32 protein-coding genes are annotated in these 26028 nt (G+C 54.1%); 11 read left to right on the forward strand and 21 right to left on the reverse strand.

Annotation, left to right across the window (positions count from 1 at the left end; genetic code table 11):
• Together paoC and MWH02_RS09230 are read left to right on the forward strand one after the other, a co-directional pair.
• On the forward strand, positions 1 to 2199 hold the full coding sequence (paoC, locus tag MWH02_RS09225; protein WP_271460423.1) for an aldehyde oxidoreductase molybdenum-binding subunit PaoC: 2199 nt from the start codon (positions 1 to 3) through the stop codon (positions 2197 to 2199).
• 17 nt (positions 2200 to 2216) lie between these two features.
• A complete protein-coding gene (locus tag MWH02_RS09230) occupies positions 2217 to 3140 on the forward strand; it encodes an XdhC family protein (RefSeq protein WP_271460424.1) in 924 nt (307 codons plus the stop codon).
• On the opposite strand, the gene MWH02_RS09235 is transcribed toward MWH02_RS09230, so the two are convergent.
• The gene (locus MWH02_RS09235; RefSeq protein ID WP_271460425.1) at positions 3127 to 3702 is read right to left on the reverse strand and encodes a nucleotidyltransferase family protein; all 576 of its coding nucleotides are present in this window, start codon (positions 3700 to 3702) and stop codon (positions 3127 to 3129) included. The two genes, MWH02_RS09230 and MWH02_RS09235, sit on opposite strands and share 14 nt — an antisense overlap.
• A 184-nt stretch (positions 3703 to 3886) precedes the next feature.
• Here MWH02_RS09235 and MWH02_RS09240 point away from each other — a divergent pair, with 184 nt between their 5' ends.
• Positions 3887 to 4369 carry a MarR family winged helix-turn-helix transcriptional regulator gene (locus MWH02_RS09240; RefSeq protein ID WP_101761502.1) on the forward strand — a complete coding sequence of 161 codons (483 nt, stop codon included), beginning with the start codon at positions 3887 to 3889 and terminating at the stop codon, positions 4367 to 4369.
• An 81-nt stretch (positions 4370 to 4450) separates the two neighbouring features.
• Positions 4451 to 4657: a hypothetical protein gene (locus MWH02_RS09245; protein WP_271460426.1), complete on the forward strand. Its 207-nt coding sequence runs from the start codon at positions 4451 to 4453 to the stop codon at positions 4655 to 4657.
• On the opposite strand, the gene MWH02_RS09250 is transcribed toward MWH02_RS09245, so the two are convergent.
• Entirely contained in the window at positions 4658 to 4930 is a 273-nt protein-coding gene (locus MWH02_RS09250; protein WP_110866893.1) for a hypothetical protein, read from the reverse strand.
• A 398-nt stretch (positions 4931 to 5328) separates the two neighbouring features.
• On the opposite strand from MWH02_RS09250, the gene MWH02_RS09255 reads away from it, so the two are divergent.
• Entirely contained in the window at positions 5329 to 5505 is a 177-nt protein-coding gene (locus MWH02_RS09255) for a hypothetical protein (RefSeq protein ID WP_158238597.1), read from the forward strand.
• A gap of 254 nt (positions 5506 to 5759) precedes the next feature.
• Complete coding sequence (locus MWH02_RS09260) at positions 5760 to 5981, forward strand: hypothetical protein (RefSeq protein WP_101761506.1); 222 nt, start codon at positions 5760 to 5762, stop codon at positions 5979 to 5981.
• 41 nt (positions 5982 to 6022) lie between these two features.
• On the opposite strand, the gene MWH02_RS09265 is transcribed toward MWH02_RS09260, so the two are convergent.
• The 13 genes from MWH02_RS09265 to MWH02_RS09325 form a co-directional block, all read right to left on the reverse strand.
• On the reverse strand, positions 6023 to 7090 hold the full coding sequence (locus MWH02_RS09265) for an ABC transporter ATP-binding protein (protein WP_110866891.1): 1068 nt from the start codon (positions 7088 to 7090) through the stop codon (positions 6023 to 6025).
• Between the two features lie 3 nt (positions 7091 to 7093).
• Complete coding sequence (locus MWH02_RS09270; RefSeq protein ID WP_271460427.1) at positions 7094 to 7918, reverse strand: carbohydrate ABC transporter permease; 825 nt, start codon at positions 7916 to 7918, stop codon at positions 7094 to 7096.
• A gap of 9 nt (positions 7919 to 7927) precedes the next feature.
• A complete protein-coding gene (locus tag MWH02_RS09275; RefSeq protein WP_192234862.1) occupies positions 7928 to 8848 on the reverse strand; it encodes a carbohydrate ABC transporter permease in 921 nt (306 codons plus the stop codon).
• A gap of 24 nt (positions 8849 to 8872) precedes the next feature.
• Positions 8873 to 10144, reverse strand: a complete 1272-nt coding sequence (locus MWH02_RS09280) for an ABC transporter substrate-binding protein (RefSeq protein ID WP_271460428.1) — start codon at positions 10142 to 10144, stop codon at positions 8873 to 8875.
• A 20-nt stretch (positions 10145 to 10164) separates the two neighbouring features.
• Positions 10165 to 11331, reverse strand: coding sequence for a PLP-dependent transferase (locus MWH02_RS09285; protein WP_271460429.1), 1167 nt, complete (start codon positions 11329 to 11331; stop codon positions 10165 to 10167).
• On the reverse strand, positions 11318 to 12028 hold the full coding sequence (locus MWH02_RS09290) for a FadR/GntR family transcriptional regulator (RefSeq protein WP_271460430.1): 711 nt from the start codon (positions 12026 to 12028) through the stop codon (positions 11318 to 11320). The genes MWH02_RS09285 and MWH02_RS09290 overlap by 14 nt, the downstream gene beginning before the upstream one ends.
• A 214-nt stretch (positions 12029 to 12242) precedes the next feature.
• Positions 12243 to 12707: a nucleoside deaminase gene (locus tag MWH02_RS09295; protein ID WP_271460431.1), complete on the reverse strand. Its 465-nt coding sequence runs from the start codon at positions 12705 to 12707 to the stop codon at positions 12243 to 12245.
• Positions 12708 to 12916: 209 nt separating this feature from the next.
• Complete coding sequence (locus tag MWH02_RS09300) at positions 12917 to 13258, reverse strand: hypothetical protein (protein WP_101761514.1); 342 nt, start codon at positions 13256 to 13258, stop codon at positions 12917 to 12919.
• 158 nt (positions 13259 to 13416) lie between these two features.
• Positions 13417 to 13677, reverse strand: coding sequence for a biofilm/acid-resistance regulator YmgB/AriR (locus MWH02_RS09305; protein ID WP_101761515.1), 261 nt, complete (start codon positions 13675 to 13677; stop codon positions 13417 to 13419).
• Between the two features lie 442 nt (positions 13678 to 14119).
• On the reverse strand, positions 14120 to 15472 hold the full coding sequence (celB, locus tag MWH02_RS09310; RefSeq protein ID WP_271460432.1) for a PTS cellobiose transporter subunit IIC: 1353 nt from the start codon (positions 15470 to 15472) through the stop codon (positions 14120 to 14122).
• Between the two features lie 31 nt (positions 15473 to 15503).
• Complete coding sequence (locus tag MWH02_RS09315) at positions 15504 to 16817, reverse strand: 6-phospho-beta-glucosidase (protein WP_271460433.1); 1314 nt, start codon at positions 16815 to 16817, stop codon at positions 15504 to 15506.
• Entirely contained in the window at positions 16810 to 17151 is a 342-nt protein-coding gene (locus tag MWH02_RS09320) for a PTS lactose/cellobiose transporter subunit IIA (protein WP_101761518.1), read from the reverse strand. The genes MWH02_RS09315 and MWH02_RS09320 overlap by 8 nt, the downstream gene beginning before the upstream one ends.
• 59 nt (positions 17152 to 17210) lie before the next feature.
• Positions 17211 to 17519, reverse strand: coding sequence for a PTS sugar transporter subunit IIB (locus MWH02_RS09325; RefSeq protein ID WP_101761519.1), 309 nt, complete (start codon positions 17517 to 17519; stop codon positions 17211 to 17213).
• Between the two features lie 288 nt (positions 17520 to 17807).
• On the opposite strand from MWH02_RS09325, the gene MWH02_RS09330 reads away from it, so the two are divergent.
• The 3 genes from MWH02_RS09330 to MWH02_RS09340 are packed head-to-tail and all read left to right on the forward strand — an operon-like array spanning position 17808 to position 20465.
• On the forward strand, positions 17808 to 18755 hold the full coding sequence (locus MWH02_RS09330) for a MurR/RpiR family transcriptional regulator (RefSeq protein ID WP_101761520.1): 948 nt from the start codon (positions 17808 to 17810) through the stop codon (positions 18753 to 18755).
• A 58-nt stretch (positions 18756 to 18813) separates the two neighbouring features.
• Positions 18814 to 19356, forward strand: coding sequence for a TetR/AcrR family transcriptional regulator (locus MWH02_RS09335; RefSeq protein WP_101761521.1), 543 nt, complete (start codon positions 18814 to 18816; stop codon positions 19354 to 19356).
• The gene (locus MWH02_RS09340; RefSeq protein WP_271460434.1) at positions 19353 to 20465 is read left to right on the forward strand and encodes an MFS transporter; all 1113 of its coding nucleotides are present in this window, start codon (positions 19353 to 19355) and stop codon (positions 20463 to 20465) included. Before MWH02_RS09335 ends, MWH02_RS09340 begins: the two co-directional genes overlap by 4 nt.
• On the opposite strand, the gene MWH02_RS09345 is transcribed toward MWH02_RS09340, so the two are convergent.
• Both MWH02_RS09345 and blaPSZ read right to left on the reverse strand, forming a co-directional pair.
• On the reverse strand, positions 20452 to 20592 hold the full coding sequence (locus MWH02_RS09345) for a hypothetical protein (protein WP_167391175.1): 141 nt from the start codon (positions 20590 to 20592) through the stop codon (positions 20452 to 20454). The genes MWH02_RS09340 and MWH02_RS09345 overlap by 14 nt on opposite strands.
• Positions 20593 to 20657: 65 nt before the next feature.
• Positions 20658 to 21791: a PSZ family class C beta-lactamase gene (blaPSZ, locus tag MWH02_RS09350; RefSeq protein ID WP_271460624.1), complete on the reverse strand. Its 1134-nt coding sequence runs from the start codon at positions 21789 to 21791 to the stop codon at positions 20658 to 20660.
• 116 nt (positions 21792 to 21907) lie between these two features.
• On the opposite strand from blaPSZ, the gene ampR reads away from it, so the two are divergent.
• Positions 21908 to 22792 (forward strand): LysR family transcriptional regulator AmpR, encoded by an 885-nt coding sequence (ampR, locus tag MWH02_RS09355; RefSeq protein ID WP_271460435.1) that lies wholly within the window; start codon positions 21908 to 21910, stop codon positions 22790 to 22792.
• A 256-nt stretch (positions 22793 to 23048) separates the two neighbouring features.
• Here the strand turns inward: ampR and clcA are convergent, their stop codons facing one another.
• On the reverse strand, positions 23049 to 24431 hold the full coding sequence (gene clcA, locus MWH02_RS09360; protein WP_271460436.1) for a H(+)/Cl(-) exchange transporter ClcA: 1383 nt from the start codon (positions 24429 to 24431) through the stop codon (positions 23049 to 23051).
• 165 nt (positions 24432 to 24596) lie between these two features.
• Positions 24597 to 25073 carry a YciE/YciF ferroxidase family protein gene (locus tag MWH02_RS09365; protein WP_137387363.1) on the reverse strand — a complete coding sequence of 159 codons (477 nt, stop codon included), beginning with the start codon at positions 25071 to 25073 and terminating at the stop codon, positions 24597 to 24599.
• A 196-nt stretch (positions 25074 to 25269) separates the two neighbouring features.
• On the opposite strand from MWH02_RS09365, the gene MWH02_RS09370 reads away from it, so the two are divergent.
• Positions 25270 to 25542 (forward strand): hypothetical protein, encoded by a 273-nt coding sequence (locus MWH02_RS09370; RefSeq protein ID WP_271460437.1) that lies wholly within the window; start codon positions 25270 to 25272, stop codon positions 25540 to 25542.
• Between the two features lie 17 nt (positions 25543 to 25559).
• On the opposite strand, the gene MWH02_RS09375 is transcribed toward MWH02_RS09370, so the two are convergent.
• Together MWH02_RS09375 and MWH02_RS09380 are read right to left on the reverse strand one after the other, a co-directional pair.
• Positions 25560 to 25805 carry a hypothetical protein gene (locus MWH02_RS09375; RefSeq protein ID WP_101761527.1) on the reverse strand — a complete coding sequence of 82 codons (246 nt, stop codon included), beginning with the start codon at positions 25803 to 25805 and terminating at the stop codon, positions 25560 to 25562.
• Between the two features lie 4 nt (positions 25806 to 25809).
• The gene (locus tag MWH02_RS09380; protein WP_217548267.1) at positions 25810 to 25971 is read right to left on the reverse strand and encodes a YnfU family zinc-binding protein; all 162 of its coding nucleotides are present in this window, start codon (positions 25969 to 25971) and stop codon (positions 25810 to 25812) included.
• Between the last annotated feature and the right edge of the window lie 57 nt (positions 25972 to 26028).

The following is a 26028-nucleotide window of genomic DNA, read 5'->3' on the forward strand; positions in this document are numbered from 1 at the left end:
ATGAAATTCGAAAAATCCGCAGGCAATAACCCAATTGATCAGCTCAAGGTAGTTGGTCAGCCACTCAATCGTATCGACGGACCGCTGAAAACCTCCGGCCTGGCGCATTATGCCTACGAATGGCATCACGAAGCGCCCGATGCGGCGTACGGCTATGTGGTCGGCGCGCCGATCGCCAAAGGAAAAATCACCGCCATTGATGTGCAGGCAGCGCAAAATGCGTCGGGCGTGTTAGCGGTGGTGACGGCTAACAACGCGGGAAAACTGGGCAAAGGCGATAAAAATACCGCTCGCCTGTTGGCCAGCGATACCATCGAACACTATCACCAGGCCGTCGCACTGGTCGTGGCGGAGACGTTTGAGCAGGCGCGTGCGGCGGCGAGTTTAGTGAAGGTGGATTGTCAGCGTGAGCGCGGCGCTTATGATCTCGCGCAGCAAAAGCCGGGCGTTACCTCCGCGCCCGAAGATACGCCAGATAAATCCGTCGGTGATTTCGCCGGTGCGTTTACTGCAGCTGACGTCAAGCTGGATGCGCACTACACCACGCCGGACCAAAGCCACACCGCGATGGAACCGCACGCCTCGATGGCGACGTGGCAAGGCGATAAACTCACCGTCTGGACCTCGAATCAGATGATTGACTGGTGCCGCACCGATCTGGCCGCCACGCTCAACATGCCGATGGAGAAGATCCGCATCGTGTCGCCTTATATTGGCGGCGGCTTTGGCGGCAAGCTGTTCCTGCGCAGCGATGCAGTGTTAGCTGCGCTGGGTGCGCGCGCGGTTAAGCGTCCGGTCAAAGTGATGCTGCCTCGGCCATTAATCGCCAATAACACCACACATCGACCGGCCACCATTCAGCACATCCGCATCGGCACCGATAAAGCCGGCAAGATTCAGGCCATCGCGCATGAAAGCTGGTCGGGGAACCTGCCGGGAGGCACACCTGAAACCGCCGTGCAGCAAACGGAACTGCTTTACGCCGGTGCTAACCGCTTTACCGGATTACGACTGGCGACGCTGGATCTGCCCGAAGGTAACGCCATGCGCGCACCGGGTGAAGCGCCTGGACTCATGGCGCTTGAAATTGCCATTGATGAAATAGCGGAAAAAGTGGGCATTGATCCGATCGCCTTCCGCATCCTCAATGACACGCAGGTCGATCCGGCCAAACCCGAGCGCCCTTTCTCACGCCGCCAGCTGGTTGAGTGCCTGAATACCGGCGCCGAGCGCTTTGGCTGGTCACGACGCAACGCCAAACCGGCAATGGTCAAAGAGGGACGCTGGCTGGTCGGCATGGGTGTTGCGGCCGGTTTTCGTAACAACATGGTGGCGCCTTCCGGTGCGCGTGTGCATCTGGACAATAACGGCATCATCACCGTTGAAACCGACATGACCGACATCGGCACCGGCAGCTACACCATCCTCGCGCAAACGGCGGCGGAGATGATGGGCGTACCGATTGAGCGTGTGGCGGTTCGTTTAGGCGATTCAGACTTCCCGGTTTCTGCCGGTTCCGGCGGACAATGGGGCGCGAACACCTCAACATCCGGCGTTTACGCCGCCTGCGTGAAATTACGTGAAGCGGTCGCCAGCAAACTGGGCTTTGATGCGCAACGCGCTACTTTCAGCGACGGTCAGGTGCATGACGGAAACCAGAGCGCGCCGCTCGCCCAGGCCGCCGCTGAAGCCACCATCACCGTGGAAGACACCATCGAGTTTGGCGATCTTGACGAGCAATATCAGCAATCCACTTTCGCCGGACACTTCGTTGAAGTCGGCGTGGACGTCGCTACCGGTGAAGTGCGCGTGCGGCGCATGCTGGCGGTTTGTGCCGCCGGGCGCATTCTCAATCCCAAAACGGCGCGCAGTCAGGTGATTGGTGCCATGACGATGGGACTTGGCGGCGCGTTGATGGAGGAGCTGTTCGTCGATGAACGCCTCGGTTATTTCGTCAACCACGATATGGCGGGCTACGAAGTGCCGGTTCACGCCGATATCCCGCAACAGGAGGTGATCTTCCTTGATGACACCGATCCCATCTCCTCACCGATGAAAGCAAAGGGCGTGGGTGAACTGGGCTTGTGCGGCGTCAGCGCGGCAATCGTCAATGCCATTTACAACGCCACCGGCGTACGCGTGCGCGACTATCCGGTGACGCTGGATAAGTTACTTAAAGGCTTGCCTGCCCTTGTCTAAAGCAGAGGAGAAGCGCATTGCAGCAGCTACTGATTGATGACGATCTGCATCCGCAGATCAAGCCGCAGCAGGCTTTACAGACCGATGACAGTGAAAGCATCCTGCGCTTCGCGCTTGAAGCAATGGAGGCAGATTCCGCTGCCGTGCTGGTCACGCTGGTTGAGATTCGCGGTGGCGCGGCGCGGGCATTGGGTGCGCAGATGGTGGTGCGGGAAGATGGCCGCTATTGCGGCTATGTTTCCGGCGGCTGCGTGGAAGCGGCGGCGGCTTATGAAGCGTTGCAAGTTATCGCCACTGGCAAAGATCGCTTTGTGAGATATGGCGAAGGATCGCCTTATCTGGATATTGTGCTGCCCTGTGGCGGCGGCATCACGCTGGCTTTCCATCAGCTACGTGACGCGCAACCGCTTAGAAACGTGCTGGATTTGCTGGCAACGCGTCAACCCGCAGCGCTGCGCTATCTGCCGACGTTTCAGCGGCTGGCGAGCTCTGCTTGCACTGAGATGACCGGCTGGCAGGAGGATGCCTTTATCACCGGCTATCTGCCAAAAACACGCGTGGCGGTATATGGACGTTCAGTCGAAGCGCTGGCGACGGCGTCGATTGCGCAGGCCGCTGGTTACGAGGTGCTTTCTGGTGAGGATGTGCAGGCGCAGGCCGTTGATCCCTTCACGGCGGTGATTTTGCTGTATCACGATCTCGATCGCGAACTCCCAGTGCTTCTGGCAGCGCTGCGTTCTGCACCCTTCTATATCGGAGCATTGGGAAGTCGGCGCACGCATGCAACGCGTATTAAGAAATTGCTGTCGTTAGGGTTCAGTGAGGAAGAGATTGCGCGCATCAAAGCGCCGATTGGCATCTTTGCCCAGGCGCGCGATGCGTGCACGCTAGCGCTATCAATTGTCGCGGATGTCGCGGCGGCTCGGCTCAACGTGGTTTAGCCACCACATCGAGATCGCGCTGTACAGCAGCATCCGCTTCAAAGGTGACCAGTAAGCGCGGGTCCAGCAGCGCTCTGGCACCTTCATCGCCCTGCAAATTGCGTAACGCCTCAGCGTAGCATCCAGCAAACCCGACCGGATGGCCGGGTTTGCCTTTATAGGTAAGACGCACCTGCGCCGCGCCCTTTTCTAACGCCTCTTTTACTTGCCGATAATGATCCACCGTTAGCCACGGCATATCTCCCAGCGTAATGATCCATCCGTTCCAGTGAGCGGTCATCGCCACACCCGCCGCAATGGATTCGCCGCTGCCGCCACTTTCACACAGCACAAGCTGCACGCCTGCCTTTACTGCATGCTGACGCACCGCCAGATAGTCGGGACGCGTCACCAGCGCCACCGGCAAGCCACTCAGCTTTGCCTGTTCAATCACCGTTTCAATTACCGTCGGCGCATCGTCGTTTATGCTGGCCAGCAACTTATTGCCGCTGCCGCCGCTGGCGATATAACGCGAGCCTTTACCTGCCGCGAGGATGAGAATGCCGGGCGTTGCTGAATCCATAGAAGTTTTAAACCTTGCGTTACCATCGATTGTTAATGAAATTATAGCTAATCCTATGATTTACAATAGATATTAACAAAAAAATAGCCAATCCAAATTAGATTGACTTCAATCTAATTTATGTCAATATATTCACGTTTTTCAGTCTCAATGACTGCAACTCTGCCTTAAAAATAGTGGTGATATGAAAGAGTTAAACGATGAAGTTTGCTGTGTAGGTCCTGAGAGTGAAGCGCCGGTGACTGTCGACCAGTTTCTCTGCTTCGCGCTCTATTCCGCGTCCCTTGCGATGACCAAACTTTATCAGTCGCGACTGAAACCACTGGGTTTGACCTATCCGCAGTATCTGGTGCTGCTGGCGCTGTGGGAAAAAGACCATGTCACCGTTTCAGAATTGGGCGCGCGCGTGCAGCTGGATTCAGGCACGCTCAGCCAGCTTTTAAAGCGACTGGAGCAGGCTGGCATTATCAGTAGAAAACGCGATGTTGGTGGCGATGAGCGCAGAGTGTTGATCTCCGTCACTGAGCAGGGACAAGAATTAAAGATCGCGGCGGCCGGCGTTCCGGCTGACATGGTGTCAGTGATGGATACGCCTTATGAAGAACTGGCCGATCTCACTGCACGTGTAACCACGCTGCGCCAGAAACTGATCAATGCCCTGCCCTGAGGGCGCGAAATAATACATTCCTATGAATGCTTTGGAGCAAGCTGAAAAATGTTAATTAGCAAAGGGATTAAGGAGAAGGTGATGTCAGACGAGAAAGCGGAAAATATGGATGACATTAATGCTGTCATTGGTCACGCCGTGTCATGCCTGCTTAAATCCGATCAACCTTTGCAACTTGATCACATTACTGCGCTATTGAAGCAGCAAGAAGAAGCAGCGCCCGTTCAGCTCAAGCAGGATTATGTCAACGCGATGAGTAAGATTGCGGAAAAGTGTTTAGCATCGTAATCAGTGCTTTTTCTGATTCGGGATATTAGCATGCTTCTCACTACTGAAATCTTGTCCGTCGCGTTGCGTGCTGGTCCTGACGCTATGATTTCTGACATCCGCCAGTGCGCGTTGGCAGGCAACTCGCCTGTAGCTTTCCTCTTCTGTTTCCGCCATCTCTTCAAGTTTGGCTATCAGCGCCGCAGAGGATACTGCAACCTGGTCTTCTAAAAGAGCAAGCAGCGCCTCACCAATCATTCGGTCCTTCATCTGTTCATCGTAACTGCTGGTCATTTAATTCTCTGTGTAGTCATATTTACTCAAGCTTAAGAGTTATTAACCAATGGCGTTGTTATCTTGAGAAAATCAACGTGCGTCAGTCAGGTTAAGAGAAAACAATTGTTTTGTAAAATCCAATCTAATTCAGCAGCGCTATCAGCAAGTCTTGCCGCATAAAAAATGATCGCCGCGGCGCGATGACATTCCCCGATAAAAACAAGCTCATCCAACTTGATTAAAGATAAGAAAAGTCTTAGTGGCCTCGCGTACGTTTTCATGGCGAATAATCACCACAGGAAATAAATAGTATGAAAGCCGCAACCCCTGCTTTTCTCACTTCACTTTGCCTTACTGTTATCGGTTAGGATGCAGCGAAATTGAAAATCTATCAGTTCAGAAAATTCACTTTTAATGTGAAGAATCATGAAGTCACCTGCGACGGCAAGATGATGGCGGAGATAGCCACCACCGACTCTGCGCGTGTTATGCAAGGCGATGGATTGACCGTCATTTTCTATCACTATTTTCCGGAAAAAGCGGCGGTGATGAAGGATGGCCAGTTTGTCGATTGGGCCAGACTGAAACGTTAACGATGATGCGGGCAGCAAGGAGGTTGCTTCTCTTCTACAAACCTGATAAACACTCGCCAGCGCATTCCATTAGTCTGTGACTTTTATCAATGATTAATAATGTTAAATAAGCCGATTAAAAAGCGTTCACTAAACCGAATTAGGGTATTTCGCTAAAATATCTTTGTTTACAGTTTATAACGGTAGGATTTATTCCACTTACTACACTGGAAGCGTGTATTTACACGCTATTAACTTTATAAGGAATAAATCCAGTGCGTAAATTTTCTCTGATTGTATTAACTGCGGGCGTGCTGCTGTCGGTCACTTCTCAGGTCGAAGCGAAGGGCTGCATCAAAGGAGCGGTTGTCGGCGGCGTGGCGGGCCACGTGGCGCATCACGGCGTTGCGGGTGCAGCAGCGGGTTGTGCGGTTGGTCACCATATGGCAAACAAAAAGCAGAAAGAAGCGGACAGCAAACAGCAGCAATCTAAGTAATTCCCTGAGCTGCCTGTGCAAACAGGCAGCTGTAACACGCGTTATAAACGTTTTTGCGAATCCGCATCAAACAGCATCGCGCGATCCGCATCAATGGTCACTGGCAGAATATCCCCCGCCTGTGCGCCAGAACGTTGCGTGGTGAACAGCATGATGTCATGCCCCAATAGCGATCCATGAATCAGCTCGGATAATCCCGTCGGCTCCACCAGCGACACTTCTAACGGCAGCGCATTCATCGCGCCCGCTTCGGCAATCGCCACATTCTCTGGTCGGATACCGTAAATTACCGCTCGCCCAGCCTGATGCTGCGACCAATGCTGATTCAACGGCAGCTGTGCGCTATCGCCAATACGCACGCCCTGCGCGGTCATCATGCCATTGATGAAGTTCATTGATGGCGAGCCAATAAAGCTGGCGACAAACTTGTTCGCCGGTGTGTCATACAGCTCGAGCGGCGTACCGACCTGCTGAATCACACCGTTGTTGAGCACCACAATGCGATCCGCCAGCGTCATGGCTTCAACCTGATCGTGCGTCACGTACACAATGGTGTTGTTCATCTGCTGGTGCAGCTTCTTTATCTCGACGCGCATCTGACCGCGCAGCTGTGCATCCAGGTTCGACAGCGGTTCATCAAACAGAAACACCTGCGGCTGACGCACGATGGCGCGTCCCATGGCCACACGCTGCCGCTGACCGCCGGATAACTCTTTGGGTCGGCGATCAAGCAGATGCGTCAGGCTGAGAATTTCCGCCGCACGCCTCACCTTCTCTTCAATTTCCGCGCGCGGACGCTTCTGGATTTCCAGGCTGAAGCCCATATTGCGCGCCACCGTTAGATGCGGATAGAGCGCGTAGCTTTGGAACACCATCGAGATATCGCGATCTTTGGGTGCCACATCGTTCATCAGCTGGTTGCCGATACGAATATCGCCGCCGGTCGCCAGCTCCAGTCCGGCGATGGTGCGCAGCAGCGTCGATTTGCCACAGCCGGAAGGTCCCACCAGTACCACGAATTCGCCGTCTTTGATGGTGAGGTTAATATCGCGCAGCACCTCAACGTTGCCATAGCGCTTGTCGATCTGTTTGAGCGTGATTTCAGCCATGATTTACCCCTTAACCGCACCGGCGGTGAGTCCCTGAACCAAATAGCGTTGAATAAAGGCGAAGAACAGACAGGCCGGGATCAGCGCCAGCACCACCGCCGCCATCATCTCGCCCCAGGAAACGGCAAACTTCGACACGAAGCTGAGCAGCCCAACTGGGAAGGTCATCACTTCGTTTTTGTTGATCAGCATCAGCGAGAACAGCAGCTCGCTCCACGCTGCGGTAAACACAAAACCCAATGTGGCCGCCATGCCCGGCAAGGTCAGGGGCATCAGCACGCGATACAGCGCCTGAAAACGCGTGCAGCCTTCCAGCATCGCCGACTCCTCCAGATCTTTGGGAATCGCATCAAAGAAGGATTGCATCAGGAAGGTGGCAAACGGCACGTTAAACGCGGTGTAGATCAGAATCAGCCCCAGCAAGCTGTTGGTCAGGCCCAGCGGCGCCATCACCTTGTAAATCGGCGCGATGATCATCACCAGCGGAAACATCTGCGTGAACAGCAGCAGTCCGGCGATTAGCACTTTGCCGCGGAACTGGAAGCGCGAAAAGGCATAACCGGCCGCAGCGGCAATCAGCGTGGTAAGAAACGCGGTGCTAAACGAGACAATCAGGCTGTTGGTAAAAAAGGTCGGGAAATCACTGTCGGTCAGCACTTTTTTGAAATGACCAAAGGTCACGCCGCTCGGCAATAACCTTACGCCCTGACTAAACAACAGTTGGTCCGGCGTCAGCGAGATTTTGATGATCCAATACAGCGGAAACAGCGCGAACAGCAGATACGCCGCAATACTCAGGCGATGGCCAATCAGCGGTAAGAGTCGCATTGTCGCCTCCTATTTCAGCAGCTGATGACGGATGCGCAGCAACACCAGCGCATAACAGGTCATCAGCAGTAACAGAAACACCGCCATCGCTGAGGCATAGCCAAAGTCGAGCTTGCGATAGGCGGTGGTGAAGATGTAGCTGGAGAGAATCGAGGTCGATCCCGCCGGACCGCCATCGGTCATCACCACAATGAGGTCGGCAAAATTGGCGATCCAGATGGTGCGCAGCATCACGGTGATAGCGATCATCGGTGCCAGAAACGGCAGCGTGACGCGACGAAACTGCTGCCAGCCGCTGGCACCGTCAATCGAGGCCGCTTCGTACAGGTCTTTGGGAATCGACTGCAGCGCCGCCAGCAGCGTGATGGCAAAGAACGGAATGCCAAACCAGACGTTGGCAATCACCGGTCCCCACATAGCCAACTGCGGATCGGACAGAATGTTGTACGGCTCACTCAGCACGCCCAAATCGCTCAGCCACTGCGGCAGCGGCCCGACGACCGGATTGAACAACCATGACCAGGTCAAGCCAGAGAGAAACGCCGGAACCGCCCACGGCAAGAACACCAGCGCCTGCACCCAACGGCGAAAACGGAATTCACGATTGAGCAGCAGCGCCAGCGCCAAACCGAAAAAGAACTGCAGCAGCAGCGAGCTGAGCGTCCAGTTCAGCGTGTGGCCCAGCGCTTTGAAAAAGCGCCGGTCATCAAACATCTCGCTGAAGTTATCCCAGCCGACCCAACCGGTCTCCAGCGGATTCAGCAGGTTAATGCTCTGAAACGCATAGGAGATGCCGATCGCCATCGGCACAAAGATGAACAAAGCGATCAGCAACAGGCCAGGCGAGAGATACCACCACGGCTCAGCCAGCCGACTCCAGCGGAGGCGGCGGCGCGCCGGACTGTTGGGCAGAGAAGCATCAAGCATCATAATCACACTCCGCGTGGTTAAAGGTTACTGCGTAGCAAGCCAGGCTTTCTGCTCTTTGCTGAGATAGTTCGCCCAATCTTTCACCATGCTTTCGGTATCGTTCTCACCCAGCAAGGTTTCCTGGCTGCTCTCTTTCACAATCACCGAGTTGAAATAGCCCCAGCCTTTGAGATGGGTTGGCATGGTGAGTGGCACATAGTTAGGATCGTTCAGCTCTTTGAACCAGCCGGCGAACTGCGGCGTTTGGTAAAACGGGTCTTGCTCGGCACCTTTGTAAATCGGCAGCGTGCCGACGAATTTTGACCATGCGAGGTTGTTGGTTTTGTCACTGAGGAAGGTAATCAGCGGCCAGGCGAGATCCTTCTGTTTACCCTGCTTGAACATCGACCAGCCGGTATAGCCAATGGTCGGGAAAGCTTTGCCTGACGGGCCAACCGGCATCGGAGCCACAGCGAAATCATCGGCCGCCATGCTGTTTTTAATGGCGATCAGCGCGTCGGGATCCTGATCGAGCATTGCGCATTTACCTGAATAGAAGCCCGAAACGATCTCATTGAAGCCCCAGTTAACGCTGTCTTTCGAGGCGCCGCCCTTTTGATACATATCCACCAGCAGCTGCGCGCCTTTCATCGCACCCGGCTCGGTCAGCGTGCTGTTACCTTGTTTATCGAAGAACTCCGGCGAACCGTTCATCGCCGCCATAAACATCATCCAGGCGTTGGTGCCGCCCACGCCACCGCGCATGCAGTAGCCGCTGATGCCATTCCCCAATTTGCTGATGCGCTGGGCATCACTGGCGAATTCCTCCATGGTTTTGGGCGGTTCGTTCAATCCTGCCTGCTGGAACAGCTTTTTATTCCAGAACAGCGCGCGCAGATAAAAGCCGTACGGCACCATGGTGGCTTTGCCGTTGGCGGCGCGCGCCATGGCCAGCGTTTTATCGGTGAGCTGCGGCGTGGCATCCCAGCTTTTCAGGCGCGGCTCGAGGTCTTCCAGCATATTGTTACTGGCATACAATCCTTGCCAGGTATCCGGCATTTCCACCACATCCGGCACCTGACCGCTCTGCAGCATGGTGCCGAGCTTTTCAAACGCCTGGCCCCACGGCAGTGAAATCAGTTCAATCTCCGTGCCGGGATGCTGGGTTTTATACTCATCGAGCATTTTTTGCAGCAGCGCGGTGCGCGGCGGGCTGGTAATCACTTCCACTACGGTAAGCTTGGCGGCGAGGCTGCTCATCGCTGCACTCAAACCCACGGCTAACACTAATGCTTTCACGGCAAAACGTTGCGTCATGACTTTTCTCCAGTGAGTGATTACGCGCGATTCGCGCTGGCAAGGGCTTGCTGCAAATCGGCCCACAAATCGTTGGTCTCTTCAAGGCCGACCGAGATGCGGATCAGCCGTGGCGAGACGCCGAAATCCACCGCCGAGTTAAATTCACTGGCCTGATTGATCACTGAAATCGCCGGCATCACCAGACTCTCAAATCCGCCCCAGCTCACGCCCATGTGGAACAGCTCCAGCGCGTTGCACAACTGCGGAATATCCACCTGCTCCGCCACTTCAAAGGCAAACAGACCGCTGTAGCCGCGCAAGGTGGACCACGACTGCGGTGTCAGCCCCGGATGGCAGACGCCGGTCACTAGCGGATGCTCCGCCAGTTTCTCAGCAATAGTCAGCGCGCTCTGGTGGTGGTGTTTCATGCGCAGCGGCAGCGTGCGCAGGCCGCGCATCAGCAGTGACGCTTCATGCGCCGAAAGTTTGCCGCCGAGGTAAGGACTGATGTGACGCGTAATGTTGTTGATGTGCTGCTGGCTGGCGATCACCAGACCAGCCACCACATCGCTGTGGCCGCTGATATATTTCGACGCCGAGTGCACCACGATATCGATGCCGCACAGCAGCGGCTGCTGGAAAATCGGTGAAGCCCAGCTGTTATCGATCATGCTGACCACGCCCGCTTCGCGCGCCATCGCGCCGAGCTGATTCAGATTCTGTTCACTCATCACCCAGCTTGAGGGACTTTCCAGATACAGCAGGCTGGCATCCGATAAGGCCGCACCAATTGCAGCTTCGTCATCGCCATCGACAAACTCGGTGACGATGCCAAAGCGCTGACAGAAGCCACGCAGAAAGCGATAGGTATCGGGATAAACGTGATTAACGCACACCACTTTTTTACCCGGCGCCACCACGCTGAGAATCGCATTGCTGATCGCCGCCATGCCGCTGCCAAAAGCCAGACAGGCTTCGCCGCCCTCCAGCGCCGCCATCTTGTCCTGCAGCGCTTTTACCGTCGGGTTATCGACGCGCGAATAGAGCGGCTGATCGCTCTCGCCGCGAAAGCGCGCGATCATGCTGTCGTAATCACTGAAGGTGAACAGCGAAGACTGGTAAATCGGCGTAGTGACCGCGCCCATTTCATGGCGTTGATCGTGAGTGAGCAGCGTTTGTTGCGAAATCAACTTATCGTTTGGCATTCATTACATCCTTCATGTCGCGTTCGGTGATATCGAGAATTTGATGGCAGATCGCGCGCGCCGCCGTGCAATCGCGCTGGCGGATAGCGTTGAAGAGTTCACGATGCAGCGGGAAAGAGTCTGAAAACAGCGCCTGTTCCGGCGGTGATTCAAAAAATGCATGAAATGAGTCGTAAATGCCGTTGAGCATTTGTAGCAGCAATGGATTTCCGGCAGCCCGATAGATACTGGCGTGAAATGCCCAGTCTTCCGCACCGGCAGAACCGATCGCCAGATGCACTTTTTCCATCTCATTAAGACGTTGTTCGATTTCGATCAGATCGGCAGCCGAGGCACGTTGAGCCGCCAACGCGCAGGATTCCGACTCGATAATGCGGCGCACTTCCAGCGCGTGCAGCATGTTGGCCGAGTCGTTTTTAAAGCGCAGCGATAAGAAGCTGTCGTTGACGCCCACTTCCGCCTGCAAAAAAGTCCCGCTGCCCTTTTTACGCAAAATAATGCCAAGCGCTTCCCAGCGTTTGAGTGCTTCACGCACCGTATTGCGGCTGACGCCAAGCTTCTCCGCAAGTACGCGTTCCGGCGGCAAGCGGCTGCCGGGCTGCGCACCCGACTGCGCCATATAGCGCGTTAGCGCATCGAGAATCAGCGTATCGCTGCTCGGCGTGGAAATAGGATGAAGCTCAGCCGGTATCTGCATGGCAATGCCCTAATTGGTCCAACATCTCTACCAATCGAATAGCAACGCGCGTGCCAGATTATTAATGCGCTGAATTAAATGAATTTTGTGCGGGGTTATAAGTGGACATTATGAGTTTTGCTGGTGCAAATCGAGGGGATTTGCACCAGTTGGGTACGTGGCAAGGGTGTTGATCATCTTGGGAGGGATTTAGCCGCGAGCAACTGACACGCTTTTATTTATTTAAAACCTGCCAGCGTTTATAGACGTCGAGCGCCTGCGGTCGAGGCTGATATTGCATCGGCAAGCGACGTTGTTCAATTGGCTTGCTGTATTCAGCGTAAAAGGTGTCCAGTTCAAAGTATTTACGATCGTCACGGTAATACGTCGAGTATTCTTCGCGTTTGGTGATGTATATCACCTGCTTTGGACTGCAATAATAGAGTGCACCCAGACACATTGGACAAGGGCTGGCAAGAATGTAAATGTCGCAGTCTGTGAGGTTTTCGCTGCTTGATTCACGGCAGGCTTCGCGGATGGCCAGTATTTCAGCATGAGCCGTGGGATCATTCGTCTGTGCGACCTGGTTTGCGCTCTCAGCGATTAACTTGCCGTCGCGAACAATGACTGTTGCAAATGGGCGACCGCCCTCTTCAACGTTTTTCATTGCTAAATCAATCGTGCGTTGTACAAAATCCATTCGTTCCTCGCTTGTATACATAATTAACCATGACATGTTGAGCCTGGTTCAGATTTGTATAATGCGAAAGCGATGAGCAGGCTAAACGTATACGATTTAACCGTTGAATGAGTAAAAGTTTATTTCTGATGGCGGTGATGGGCAGCACCGCCTTTAGAAGAGTAATAATCTTAATCGCAAGCTCGCATTTTAAGACTAATTACTGAGGACTACCATTGATGAGGGTTACGCAAAAATTCTGCCTGGCTCGGCAAAATTTCAAGATCCCGTTTTCTACAAAAAACCTGCGACGGCATATTTCCTGTTAACGGCGCAATGTCACGCAGTTTCATTTCACGATTAACTTTAGGTAACCACTCTTCGAACTGTTTCGCGTAGGAATCCGCCAGATTTTTATCATGTGTGCGCCCGACAAAAAGCTTACTTTTAGCGAGACGGGAAATGTCCGTCGCATATATTTCGTAGAGATCGCCGCACTGTACAATTTCAATTGCGGTGAAATGCATATTGGGCCAGAAACTCACTTTTGCTGAAAAATTGCTGTAATTCATAAAATATCACTTATTGTTGGATTTATCTGTGTGCCAGATTATTCTGGTCGGGCCAGTAATTATAACGCCATTCTCATGGCCTGATACTGTCAGATAAATCCTGAACTTTTAAAATTGAATCAGTTTAAAACCCACGTTCTTAATTATGGGAGATTATCTTAACTGAAAAAGCCGTCATCATCCGGCGTCTTTCCTACCACGATTTGCAGCGTATTCCGCAGACAATCCTGGAAAATCACATCATTGGTGCTCTCAAGCTCTGCCAGCAGATAGGCAATAATGCTCTTATTGGTAACGGTTTTTTTATCTTTTATGATAGCGGTGATAATTGAACCCAATATTTCGGCCTCAGATTTCAGTTTTACAGAACCACAATTGAAATAGGCGATAAAATCGGTACTGATATTCATTTTTTGCATGCGTTTCCCCTGGCGACGTTAGTGCCAGCACTTTATGGAGTAATAAAAAATTAATGGAATAGTCTGAAAAATGAGATCGCAAATGATCTCGTTAAGCTGATTGAATTTAATAAAAGGGGAATATTGTTAATTTTAGAGAAAATGTCTATCAAGAGAGCCTGCTGACGTTTACATTGAGTAGCGTGGGTTTCGGGGTGAAAGAAGTTATGTCACCACTTGATCACAAAAATATACAAACACGTAATAAGAGTACAGAAGTTTCTTTTAATAAAACCGCTGTTATTTTAAGCAATTGAAATAAAATCAGCGATAACAGTCAGTTGAGTGATAGTTAGAGTCCAAAGAGAATTGTAAATTAGTCCTGTTAGGTGATTAATGCGTATTGTTGTTTATCGGATTATAGATTGCAGAAGCGCACTTTGATGCGCTTCTGCCCCGGTGTCTAAGGCGTTACCGCTTCGCCGCTCACCACTTTTGCCTGCTGCAGGCTGGCCTCTTCCTCGCGGAACTTCAGACGATCCCAGACCCGGAAGAACGGATAGTAAATCACCAGTGAAATTGTCAGATTCACCACCTGCAAAACGGTGCCGGAAATATGCCCGCCGGTGGCCAGATAGCCGCTGACGAAAATCGGTGTGGTAAACGGCAGCGCAATCCCCGCCGGAGGCGCCACCAAACCGGTGCTCATCGCCGCCCACGACACAATCACCAGCACCACCGGCGTCAGGATAAAGGGCAGGAACAGATACGGGTTCATCACCAGCGGAATACCGAACACTAATGGCTCACTGATGTTAAATAGCGCCGCCGGTGCGGCAATTTTACCGAGCTGCTTCATCTGGCGACTGCGTGAACGAATCAGCATGAAAATCACCAATCCCAGCAGCGCGCCGGTGCCGCCGGGCGCAATCCACAAATCATAAAACTGCTGGGTAAAGATGTGCGGGATCGGTTGGTTGTGCTGAAACGCCTCGAGGTTTTCACTCATATTCGACAGCCAAACCGGCTGAATAAACACCAGCACAATCGCATCACCGTGCAGCCCGAGCGTCCAGAGAATCCCAATCAGCAGCACCGAAAAAATCATGCCGGGCAAGGTGCCGCCCACGTGATGCATCGGCAAACCAATTACAGTAGCAATCAGGTTATTGATATCGCCGAACGGCGATGCTTCCACCGCCAGACGAATCACCAACACCACCGCCAGCACACAAAAACCGGGTACCAGCGCGAGGAAGGATTTCGCCACCGCAGGCGGCACGCCCTCCGGCATCTTGATTACCAAATTACGGTTGTGCACAAAGCGGTAGATCTCGGTCGATAGCAGCGCAACCACGATAGCCACAAACAAACCCTGGCTGCCAATCAGTGAAATCGGCAACACGCCGGTGACCAACTGCGTCGGCGCGCCCCCCACCGGGGCAAACAGCGTCTGCTGCGGAATGGTCATCACAAATGCCACTAACGCCATCGCGCCGCTGGTGAGCGGATCAAGCGTGCGATACTTCTCCGCCAGGCGGTAAGCGATGCCGAAGCTGGAGATCAGCGCCATGATGTCGTAGGTCGCGCGCACCGGATAAAGCAGTTTGTTGCGCCACGTCTCGCCAAACAGATCCGCCATTAAATGGCCCCACGCCGGAATCGGCAGATAGGCAAAGATCAGGAAGAAGCTGCCAATCAGCATAAACGGCATGTTGAGAATGATGCCGTCGCGCACGGAGAGCACATGCTTCTGACCGGCGATTTTCAGTGCGACGGGCAAGACATAACGGTCTATAAAAGTACGGTTAGACATAGGTGTTCCTCTGGCTCAGTGGCGCAACGGATTATGGCGTGGCGAACTGCGGCAGCCACGGCTTGTTTAAGGTCAGCACTTCGTCAAGCAAGGCTTCGGCGGTCGCGACATCACCGACTAACGGATTGCCGAGCAGCGCCAGCAGCGCTTGCTCACGATCGCCATGCACTGCGGCTTCGATAGTCAGGCGTTCAAACGCTTTGATCTGCTGCGTCAGGCCATTCATCAGCGGCGGCAACTCACCAAACGCCAGCGGATGCGCGCCTTGCGCATCGACCAGACAGTTCACCTCCACCACCGCGTCATCCGGCAGGCCATGAATCGCACCATTGTTGCGACAGTTCACCACCAGATTTTTGCCGCTGTTATTGTGAATCGCACTGATCAGCTCAACCGCCACTTCGGAGTAATACGCGCCGCCACGGAAACTCAGCTGCTCGGGTTTGTGCGCCAGATGCGGGTCGGCATACAGCGCGAACAGTTCCGCTTCCACTTTCATCACCTGCTCCGCGCGCGTGCCTTCATGACCGTTTTGCGCTTTCTCCTGCTCTTCGGCCAGCATCTGCGGCGTTTGCCAGTAATAACGGTGATACGGGCACGGAATCGCCTTGAGCGCGCGCAGGAACTGCGGCGACCACGGCATATCTTTGATGTTGTTCATGGTGAGCGATTGGCCGTCGCACAGTTGCTCGATCGCCTGCGCGGTCACATCCTCGCCCCGGCACGTCACCTGATGCACCCAAACCAGATGATTGAGCCCGGCGAAGCGCAGCTGCACGTCATCCCAGGGCGCGTCGAGCATGCCGGCAATCATGTGATGCATATTCACCGGCACATTGCACAGCCCGATGATTTTCGCCTTGCTGTAGCGCGACACCGCCTCCGTCACAATCCCTGCAGGATTAGTGAAGTTGATGATGAAGGCGTCCGGTGCCAGTTCCTCGACTTTGCGCGCTACCTTGAGCATCACCGGAATGGTGCGCAACGCTTTGGCAAAGCCGCCAACGCCAGTGGTTTCCTGGCCGAGCCGACCATATTTCAGCCCGAGGCGCTCATCCGCCGCGCGCGCGGCCAACAATCCCACACGCAGCTGCGTCAGAACAAAACGAGCACTGCGAATCGCGTCATCCAGCTCAAAATGGACGCTCACTTTTACCTGCTCCAGCCCGTTTTGCTGCAGCATGCGGCGAGTAAGATCGGCGATGACATTAACCTTTTCACGCCCTTGCTCGATATCCACCAGCGCCAGTTCCGTCACCGGCAGCTGCACATAGCGATTGATGATCCCTTCCACCAGCTCCGGTGAATAGCTGCTGCCACCACCAATAATTGCGATCTTAAGCATCTGTGCCTCCTGCCGCTGTGCGGCGGTAGAGTTCAATGATTTCGCCAGCCAGATCCTGAATCAGCATGGCGTTCATCAGATGATCCTGGGCGTGCACCAGAATCAGCGTGACCGGCAACTTACCGCTGCCTTCATCCAGACCAATCAGCGCGGTCTGCTGCTGGTGCGCAGCGCTGATGCTTTCACCTGCTGCCGCCAGCTGTTGCTGCGCCTCGCTGAAGCGCCCTTCTCGCGCCAGTCGCAGCGCGCTGATGGCCGCGCTGCGGGCTGCGCCGGCCTGCACCAGCAACAGCATAATTTCCTCTTCAAACTCGATAGCCACGATTTCAGACATGCAGAATCCCCCACAGCACAACGCCGTGTAATGTCAGTTGGATGGGTTAAAAAGGACGTTTAAGAAGCGTGTAAGGCCAGCGCTTTATCGAGCACCTGTTCGCCACGCATCATGCCGTAATCCATCATGTCGATGACGGCGACAGATTTGCCTTGCGGCGCGGCAATGGCGCTAAGTCGGGCTGCTTCGAACTGCACCTGCGGGCCAAGCAGAACCACATCGGCATCTGGCAGAATGCGTTCGAATTCCGCCACCGGCACGGCTTTAATGTCAATCTCCAGACCGCGACCTGCAGCGGCGTGCTGCATTTTGCTCACCAGCATGCTGGTTGACATGCCAGCAGCACAGCAAAGTACGATGCGCATAATTTCTTCTCCTGTGATTTGTCCCGGCCATTTAAGACCTGTCTCACAGAAGCTGTAAAGTGGCTACGGGCAGAGGATTTTCTGATGGATAGATAATTTATTGATACAAGTCAGATGGATACGATTAAAACACTCATGAAAATATTTTTCACGAGTGTGATCTTAACCGTAATTTAACAGTGAAAAGCCCGCCAAACGGCGCTAAGACCCCGCAATAAGCTGAAAAAAAACTCAACATGAAAAATAATTTCATGCATGATGGACCTTCGCAACTGAGGATGTGATGAGCTGATGGATATTGTCTGGCAATTACGGCAGCAGTCGGAGCGCGCGGATGCGCAGGAATCGAGGCTGGCGCGTTTTATTCTGGCGAACCTGCACGCCAATGTACACGTCACCATGGAGAGTCTGGCTACACAGGCTGGCGTGAGTCCGGATGTGCTAAGACGCTTTGCCACCTCGGCGGGGTGTCAGGATCTTGATGATTTTCTCCATCAGGTGCGGAAAGCCGGTCAGCAGCAGGATGTTGAATTTATCGATGTCATCCGCCAGCGGCAATCGTCGCTGAGTCAGCAGGAGAAACGCGTTGCCGAAGCGATTCTCAGCGACACTGCTTTTGCCGCTTCCGCCACCATCGAGCAACTTGCCGGCCGCGCAGAAGTCAGCGCCGCCACCATCACCCGCTTTGCGCGTTCGCTGGGTTGCGAGGATATCCGTGATTTGCGTATGCGGCTGGCGCGCGCGCCACAGAGACAACCCCCTCACGCGATTGCGCCGATTGAGGCTATTACTCAAGCGTTAACCCAGCAATATGGTCAAGCGGAAGCGGCGACCTGGCAACGTGCCGCAGAGCTGTTGCGTAAAGCCCGAAGCGTACTGCTGATTGGCGCATCGGGGCTGCAAACTACGCTGGTGGCGGACGTCCATCAGCGCCTGCAAAACGCCGGACTGGCCAGCGCGTGGATTCAGGATGACAACCTGCTGAGCATGACGCTGAGCCGTTTGCAACCGGACGATCTGTTGTTGATTCTCGCGCCTGATACGGTTAACAGCCACGTGCTTAGCGCAGTACACCATGCGCACATTCAAAAAACGCCGGTGATTGCGCTTTGTGCGAAGACATTAGATCTCGCCAATCAGGCCGATATCTGGCTGCCGCTGCCGGAAGCGCAACACGCGCGCCGTTACGGCATTTTGTTTGCGCTGGATCGGCTGGAGTCAGCATTAACTGTTCTCTAAGTAAATCTCCAACATCCTTAGATTTGCAAAAGTAAAACGATCGGTTTACTTTTTAAGGATGAAAAAGAAACTCGATATCATCAATGCCGCCGAGCGGCTGTTCTATCTCAACGGCTTTCACGCCATCAGCACCGATCGCATTTGCAGCGAGGCGAATGTCTCGACGCGCACCTTGTATCGCTATTTCCCCTCGCGTGAAGCGCTAACGGCCGCGGTGCTGGAGGCGCGACAGGATCGTTTCTTCGCCGCGTTGCAATCGCCGGACCATCCGCAAGCGGTCAGCCACACGTTCGATGCGATGGCCGACTGGATGCAACAATACGGCAACAATGGCTGTTTGTTTCTCAAGGCATGGGGCGAATACGCCGGAGAAGATGCCGCGTTAGCTGAACAGGCGCTGGCTTACCGCCACAAGATGCGCGATTACATTGCACGCGCCATTCAGCAGGCGCTCGGCAAGCAGCATGTCGCGCTAGCGGATGCGGTTTGGCTGCTGTTTGAAGGTGTGCTGACTTCCGCGCTGATCATCGGCGCGGCGCAGGCGTGCGAAGCCGGTAAAAACGCCGCGCTGCAGCTTATCGCGTTCAGTGAACAGACATGAAGGGTACGGCGCTCGGCATCACCGGATTTGCACTTATCGCGGTGACCTACGGTATGGCGCGTTTCGCCTGGGGCTTGATGATGCCCGAGGTGATGCACGACATCCCCTTTACCCGGCGCGTTTCTGGCGTGCTTTCGGCCTGTAGCTTTGCCGCTTACTGTGTGGCGGTGTTGATCGCGCCGATGATGACCGCCCGCGCCGGGCCGCGATTTCCTGCTGCGGTTGCCGCGCTGTGTGCCGCGTTGGGTTTGTTGATCATCGCGAGCGCGGTATCGCCGTGGATGCTCGGCGTGGGATTGTTTATCGCCGGTATGAGCGCCGGTCTCGCCTCGCCTGCGTTAGCGAGCGCCGTCAGCCAGCGTATTGAGGCTGAGCAACAGCCGCAGATGAACACGGTTATCAATGCCGGAACTAGCATGGGCATTATGTTGTCAGTGCCAATTTTGTACTGGCTGCCCGGCGGCTGGCGCATCGCCTGTGCGGTTTTTGCCGCGCTGGCGATGATCTGCCTGGTGCCGATTTGGCGCCAGCTACCCAATCACAATGAAAACGCTCAACGTGAATCCTGGTTAAGCCACCTGCGGCAGCGTTCGCTGCAGCGCCTTATCTTCATTGCACTGTTCAGCGGCGTCGCCAGCGCGGCTTGGTGGAGCTTCGGCCCGGATCTGCTGCATCACATTCACGTCAGCGACCGCATGGTTAGCCTGTTGTGGCTCATCGCTGGCGCAGCAGGCATTATCGGCGCGCTCACCGGCCCGATGGCGAAATGGATGGGGATGAAGCGGGTTTATTGGCTGTCGCAATGCTGCCTTGCCGTGCCCTTATTGCTACTGGCGTTCAGCCATCACTATTCAGCCTGGCTGTTTCCCGCCGTGGCGCTGGGTGGCGCGGCGTATGTTACGCTCTCGGGCGTGTTGCTGGTGTGGGGCGCAGAAGCAACCAACAATGCCCCCGCCGTTGGCGTAGGCATCTTGTTCTTTGTGTTGGCGGCGGGTCAGGTGATGGGATCGCTGCTGTTTGGACAACTCTATATGCTGGCAGGCGCGTCAACCGCATTAACGCTGTTTGCCGCGCTGCCGTTGCTGATGATGTTTGTTATTCGTCGTTAAACGGATCTTTTTTGTCGTCTTCACTGTCATCGCGCGTTCTGGGGATCTCACCGTGTTCGCTGGGATTGTCCTTGGCGGGATGCTTTTCATCATTTACATCGCGTTTATCTTTAGGGTGATTGCTCATCTGAAGCTCCTTTATTGATCACCCATTAAGTGTAGTTGATGGGGCGAGGAGTTCGCCCCATACGCTTACTGCAACGCTTTCAGAATCTGCATCGCGGCTTTAACCCGCTCGGTATTGGGATAATTTTTGTTTGCCAATATCACAATGCCGACCTGCTTCTCCGGGATGAAGGCGACATAAGCACCGAACCCACCGGTTGCGCCGGTCTTATGCACCCACGACGCGCTGACACGCGGATGTGATTCGGCATCCCGCACCGGCTGCGGCCCAAGCGCCACCTTGTTATCCGCGCCCTTCACCGCCATCTCCGCCTGAGCGGGCCAATCCAGCATCTCCCAGCCCAAACCTTGATAGAGCGCATCGGTGCGATAGAAACGCGTTTGCGCGAAATCCAGCGCCTGCTGCAGCGGCTTATCGTTAACCTGCTGCGGATCCATATTGGCCTGCATCCAGCGCGCCATATCTTTAATCGACGACTTCACGCCATAGGCTTCAGCATCCAGCATGCCTGGCGACACGCGCACCGGTTTGCCTTCGCGGTAGCCCCATGCGTAAGCAATTTTCGCGGCGTCAGGCACGGTGATAAAGGTGTGCTTGAGCTGCAATGGCGTGAATACGCGCTGCTGCATTGCCTGTTCAAAAGTCAGCCCGCTGGGTTTCGTCGCCAGCCAGCCAAATAAGCCGATGCTGCTGTTGGCATATTGACGCGTGTTGCCCGGCGTCCATTGTGGTTGCCACTGTTGATAGAAGTTCGCCAGCGCCTTTTCTTCGGTCACGGCATCGGGCACCTGCAGCGGCAAGCCGCCAGCGGTGTAAGTCGCCAGCTGCAGCAGCGTGATGTCGCGCCACTGCGGCGTGTTCAGTGCTGGCCAATATTTGCTGGCAGCATCGCTCAGCGCGATCTCGCCTTTATTCACCGCAACGCCACTCAGCACGCCGGTGAAGGTTTTACTCACCGAACCCAGCTCAAACAGCGTGTCTAGGGTGACCGGGCGCTGCTGTTTTACATCCGCCATGCCCCAGGTGAAATAGTGAGGCTGGCCTTTAACCACCACCGCCACCGCCATGCCGGGAATCGATTGCTGCTGCATTAGCGGTTTGATCGCCCGATCAACGGTTGCCTGCACATCTGCCGTGGTGGCAAACGCCATGGAGCACGCCGAGGTCAGCGCTGTAGCTATCAATGTTTGAGAAATCAATTTCACTGTAGTTAACCTTCCGGGTTGTTGTTCCGCAGGCAGTTTGACCACTTTGACAGGGTGCAACAAACTGTTAATTTTAGCGTCAGACAATAGAAAATCTTACAGGTAGGCGCATGACACGACCCTATATTCCCCTAAACGCGCTCAGAGCCTTTGAAGCCGCTGCACGTCATCTAAGTTTTACTAAGGCGGCGATTGAGCTGCACGTAACCCATGCAGCCGTGAGCCAGCAGGTAAAATCGCTGGAGCAGCAGCTCGGTTGCCAGCTGTTTGTGCGGGTGTCGCGCGGATTGATGCTAACCACAGAAGGCGAAAGCCTGTTGCCCGTGCTGAACGACTCTTTCGATCGGATTGCCGATACGCTGGATCGTTTCTCATCCGGTCAAATGCGCGAAAAATTGAAAGTTGGTGTGGTGGGAAGCTTTGCCACCGGCTTGCTGTTGCCACGCTTAGAGGATTTTAACCGCCGTTATCCGCACATTGAGCTGCAACTCTCCACTCACAACAATCGCGTCGATCCGGCTGCCGAAGGCCACGATTACACCATTCGCTTTGGTAGCGGCGCCTGGCACGGCACCGAGGCGCAGTGTATTTGTCCTGCGCCGTTATCACCGCTGTGTAATCCGGCCATTGCCCGGCAGTTACAACAGCCTGCAGACGTGCACAAATTTACCCTGCTGCGCTCATTCCGCCGTGATGAGTGGAGCCAATGGCTGCAAAGCATGAACGAACATGCGCCATCGCCTGCGCATCCGGTGATGATTTTTGACTCGTCGCTGACGATGATTGAAGCGGCGTTGTTAGGTGCGGGGATTGCGCTGGCACCGGTGAGGATTTTCAATCACCTGCTGCAAAGTGAGAAGCTGGTGCGCCCTTTCGCCGCTGAAATCGATCTCGGCGGCTATTGGTTAACGCGTTTGCAATCGCGGCCCGAAAGCACCGCGATGACGGCGTTTTCTGGCTGGTTGATGAATACCTTTTTGCCCGGTGCGCACTAATTAAACGAACACGTGATTTATAGCGCAAATGCGCAGGCCGAAGTCACTATTGGTCCGGCGGTCCTCGCAGCGCTGAGGCTTTTACGTTGGGCCAGGAGCCGCACGCATGGATGCGTGTGGCAGTTCGGGGCCGGCCAGGACGGCCGATCCCCGAACGGTCCGTCGGCTCAACGTGAAAGCCGAAGGTACCGCGCTAGCGGCGCGAGGACAGCCCGTGACGCAGCAGATGTGTCAGCGCCCGCACGTAAGCCAGGCCTTACGCTATTTGTTTCGCCTTCGCCAGCGTGCGCGCAAGAAGCGCGGAGTACAGCGGTTTGCCGCCGAAGAATTGCGCGGCCAGCGTTGCGCCGAGACAGGTAATGATCATCGGCAAAATCAGCTGATAATTGTTGGTCATCTCCAGCACCAGCACAATGCCGGTCAGCGGCGCGCGCACCGACGCCGCAAACAGCGCGCCCATTCCGGCCACGGCAAAGGTTGCCGGCTCCAGATGTAAACCCGGCAGCCACTGCATGCAGAGCTGGCCGAAGCAGGTGCCGAGCAGCGTGCCTAGCGTCAGCATCGGGGCGAAAATACCGCCTGGCGCGCCGGAGGAGAAACAGCAGACAGTGATGAGCGTGCGCAGTGCGAAGAGCAGAAACAAGGCCAGCGCGCTATAGCTACCGCTGGAGAAATCGGGGATCAGGGCAATCCCGCCGTTGATGGCTTGTGGCAGCACCAGGCCAATCACGCCGCACGCGCCAGCCAGTAAACTTCCCCACATCACCCAAGCTGCCACGCGACCTTGGTGCAAGCGCTGAAACTGATCCTGCGCGAGGAAAATGAAGCGATTAAATGCCACGCCGCAGCCACCGAATAAAACGCCTAATACCAGATAAAGCCACAGCGTATTAGTTGGCGCATCCTGCAACTGACCAATATTGATGATCGCCTCATTACCATTACACACGCGGAAAACAATGCTGGAGACGATAACGCCGACAAACACCGCTTTGATGGAAATCAGGCTGTAACGAAACTGCGGACGCATCTCTTCAACAATAAACAGGATGCCCGCCAGCGGCGCATTGAAGGCGGCCGATAAACCGGCGGCTGCGCCGGTTGCTAGCAATGTGTGGCGAGATTCAGAAGATTTAACGCGGAACAGATCGACACACATGCCGCCGATATTGCCACCCAGTTGCACGGTTGGCCCTTCGCGACCCAACACCATGCCTGAACCTAACGCGCCCATGCCACCAATGAATTTCACCGGTAGTACGCGCCACCAGCGCACCGGTCGGAGCTCTTCAAGCGCGCCTTCGATTTCAGGAATACCCGATCCGCCCGCTTCTGGCGCGTAACGTCGCACCAGGAAATAGCCAATAGCGCCTAATAATGCCGAAAGGAAAAACGCACCGATTATTTTCGCCAGCAGATTGTCACCGGCATCCGCCAGCCAGCTCAATCGCGTCTGCACCACAAAATTCACGGCTTTATCAAAGGCCACGCCAACCAAACCGGTTAGCACACCGACCAGCGCAGCCAGCAGTAATAGTGCAACGGGCGTTTTGTCACGGCGTAATAGTTTCTGCATCAATAAGAAGCGCCCAGCACGTAAAATCGTTTTGGGCTCTGCGGAATGATGATGAGCAGACATGCAAATCCCTCTGTATTCAGAACAGTGTTCAAACGTTAGTTTGAAAAAAGAGGGATTAGCATACTGAGAATGAAGTGATTTTTAACCAGGAATTCGCAAGCGGATTTTTCAGGATGGAAGAGGTTGGGCATTTTTAGCCGATGCATCAACCTCTTCTACGGGGAATTAATCCTGCTCTTCAGCAATCAGCGTCAGTTTTTCATCAGTGGCTTTTTCTTCTTCCAGCGTTTCGCCCAGTAACCTGGCGGCATCCTGATAATCCAGCTTCAGGGCTAAAGCGCGCAAGGTGCCGTAGGTGGCGATCTCATAGTGCTCAACTTTCTGTGCGGCACCGATCAGTCCAGCATCGCAAACCGGCCCTTTTTCTACTTCATCGATAATTTCCTGCGCCTCTTCGGCCAGACCTTCCAGCGCATGGCATTTCATTCGTTTGATCTGCACGCCTTCCGTGAGCTCAACCAGTTGATCAATACGTTCAATTTGTCCGCGCGTTTCTTCGAGGTGCTGTTTAAAAGCCGCAACCAGATTAGGATCAGAGGCTGCGCGAATCATTTTTGGTAACGCTTTGGTGATCTGTTTTTCTGCGCTGTAAATATCAGAAAGATCATGCACAAACAGATCTTGCAGTGTTTTAATCGTCATAATATGGCCTTTTTTGTAGAATAGAATATCAGATAGGTAAAAACGTGGGCGAGAGTGAATAAGGAATTACGCCGGCACATAAGCCTGACTTAATCCTGGCGGACAATAGATAATTCACAAGCGAAGCCTGAAAATAAACTCATCGCATTGTTTAAATCATTGCCAGACTTAAACCAGGTCAATCGGAGAGAACATAATGAAAAAGCCAGGCCCGCCAGAGCTCAACGGCGAAATTATTCACAAACGCAGATTAATGCCGCTCGGATTAATTTCTCTGTATGAAGTTACCTTCAACAATGGCAAATATGCCGTTATGCGTTTGGATAAAACTCAACCCTTTCATCAGGGTGCCGTTTTTAAACGTGTTAATGACTGCTGGTATTGTGATGAACAATTGATACATCCTTACGCTTTTCAGTTTGTCGATCAGGCTGAAGCGCAACGGTCATTTATCGAATATGAGCGATAATATTATCTTGTGCTCTTTCATATCGGCGAATGAAACGCAGCGAGTTGGTCCGGTTGCGCTGGCGGCAATGACATCCAGAAATTCACCTCCATGCTGGTTTCATATTCCGCATGCGCTTCAAGGAAAATATGCTCGCCGCTGCGCGATTGCCCGCCATAAAGCCAGCCGCCCTGCACCTCACCATTTTCAAATTGCACGATACACTCCTGCTTGTAGCCGGGCGCTTGTTCATTTACATCAATCCATTCAAGAATATGGCGCATTCGCTTACTCCTCGGCAATAAACAGTGATTTACAGTGCGGGCACAACATAGCCTGTCCGCGCGCTTGCTTTAAGGAAGATTGTGGGCAAAACTTTTTGCAGACTGGACACTGAGTTTTGACTTCCCGGCGTGATAAGCTTTCTAAAAATTGATTTAACCAGCTCATAATTTATTTCCTTTTTCCGTTAACTGATTCTAACACACCTGATTTTTTTCATTGCCA

This window comes from Pantoea leporis (assembly GCF_028048155.1).
GTDB lineage: Bacteria > Pseudomonadota > Gammaproteobacteria > Enterobacterales > Enterobacteriaceae > Pantoea > Pantoea leporis.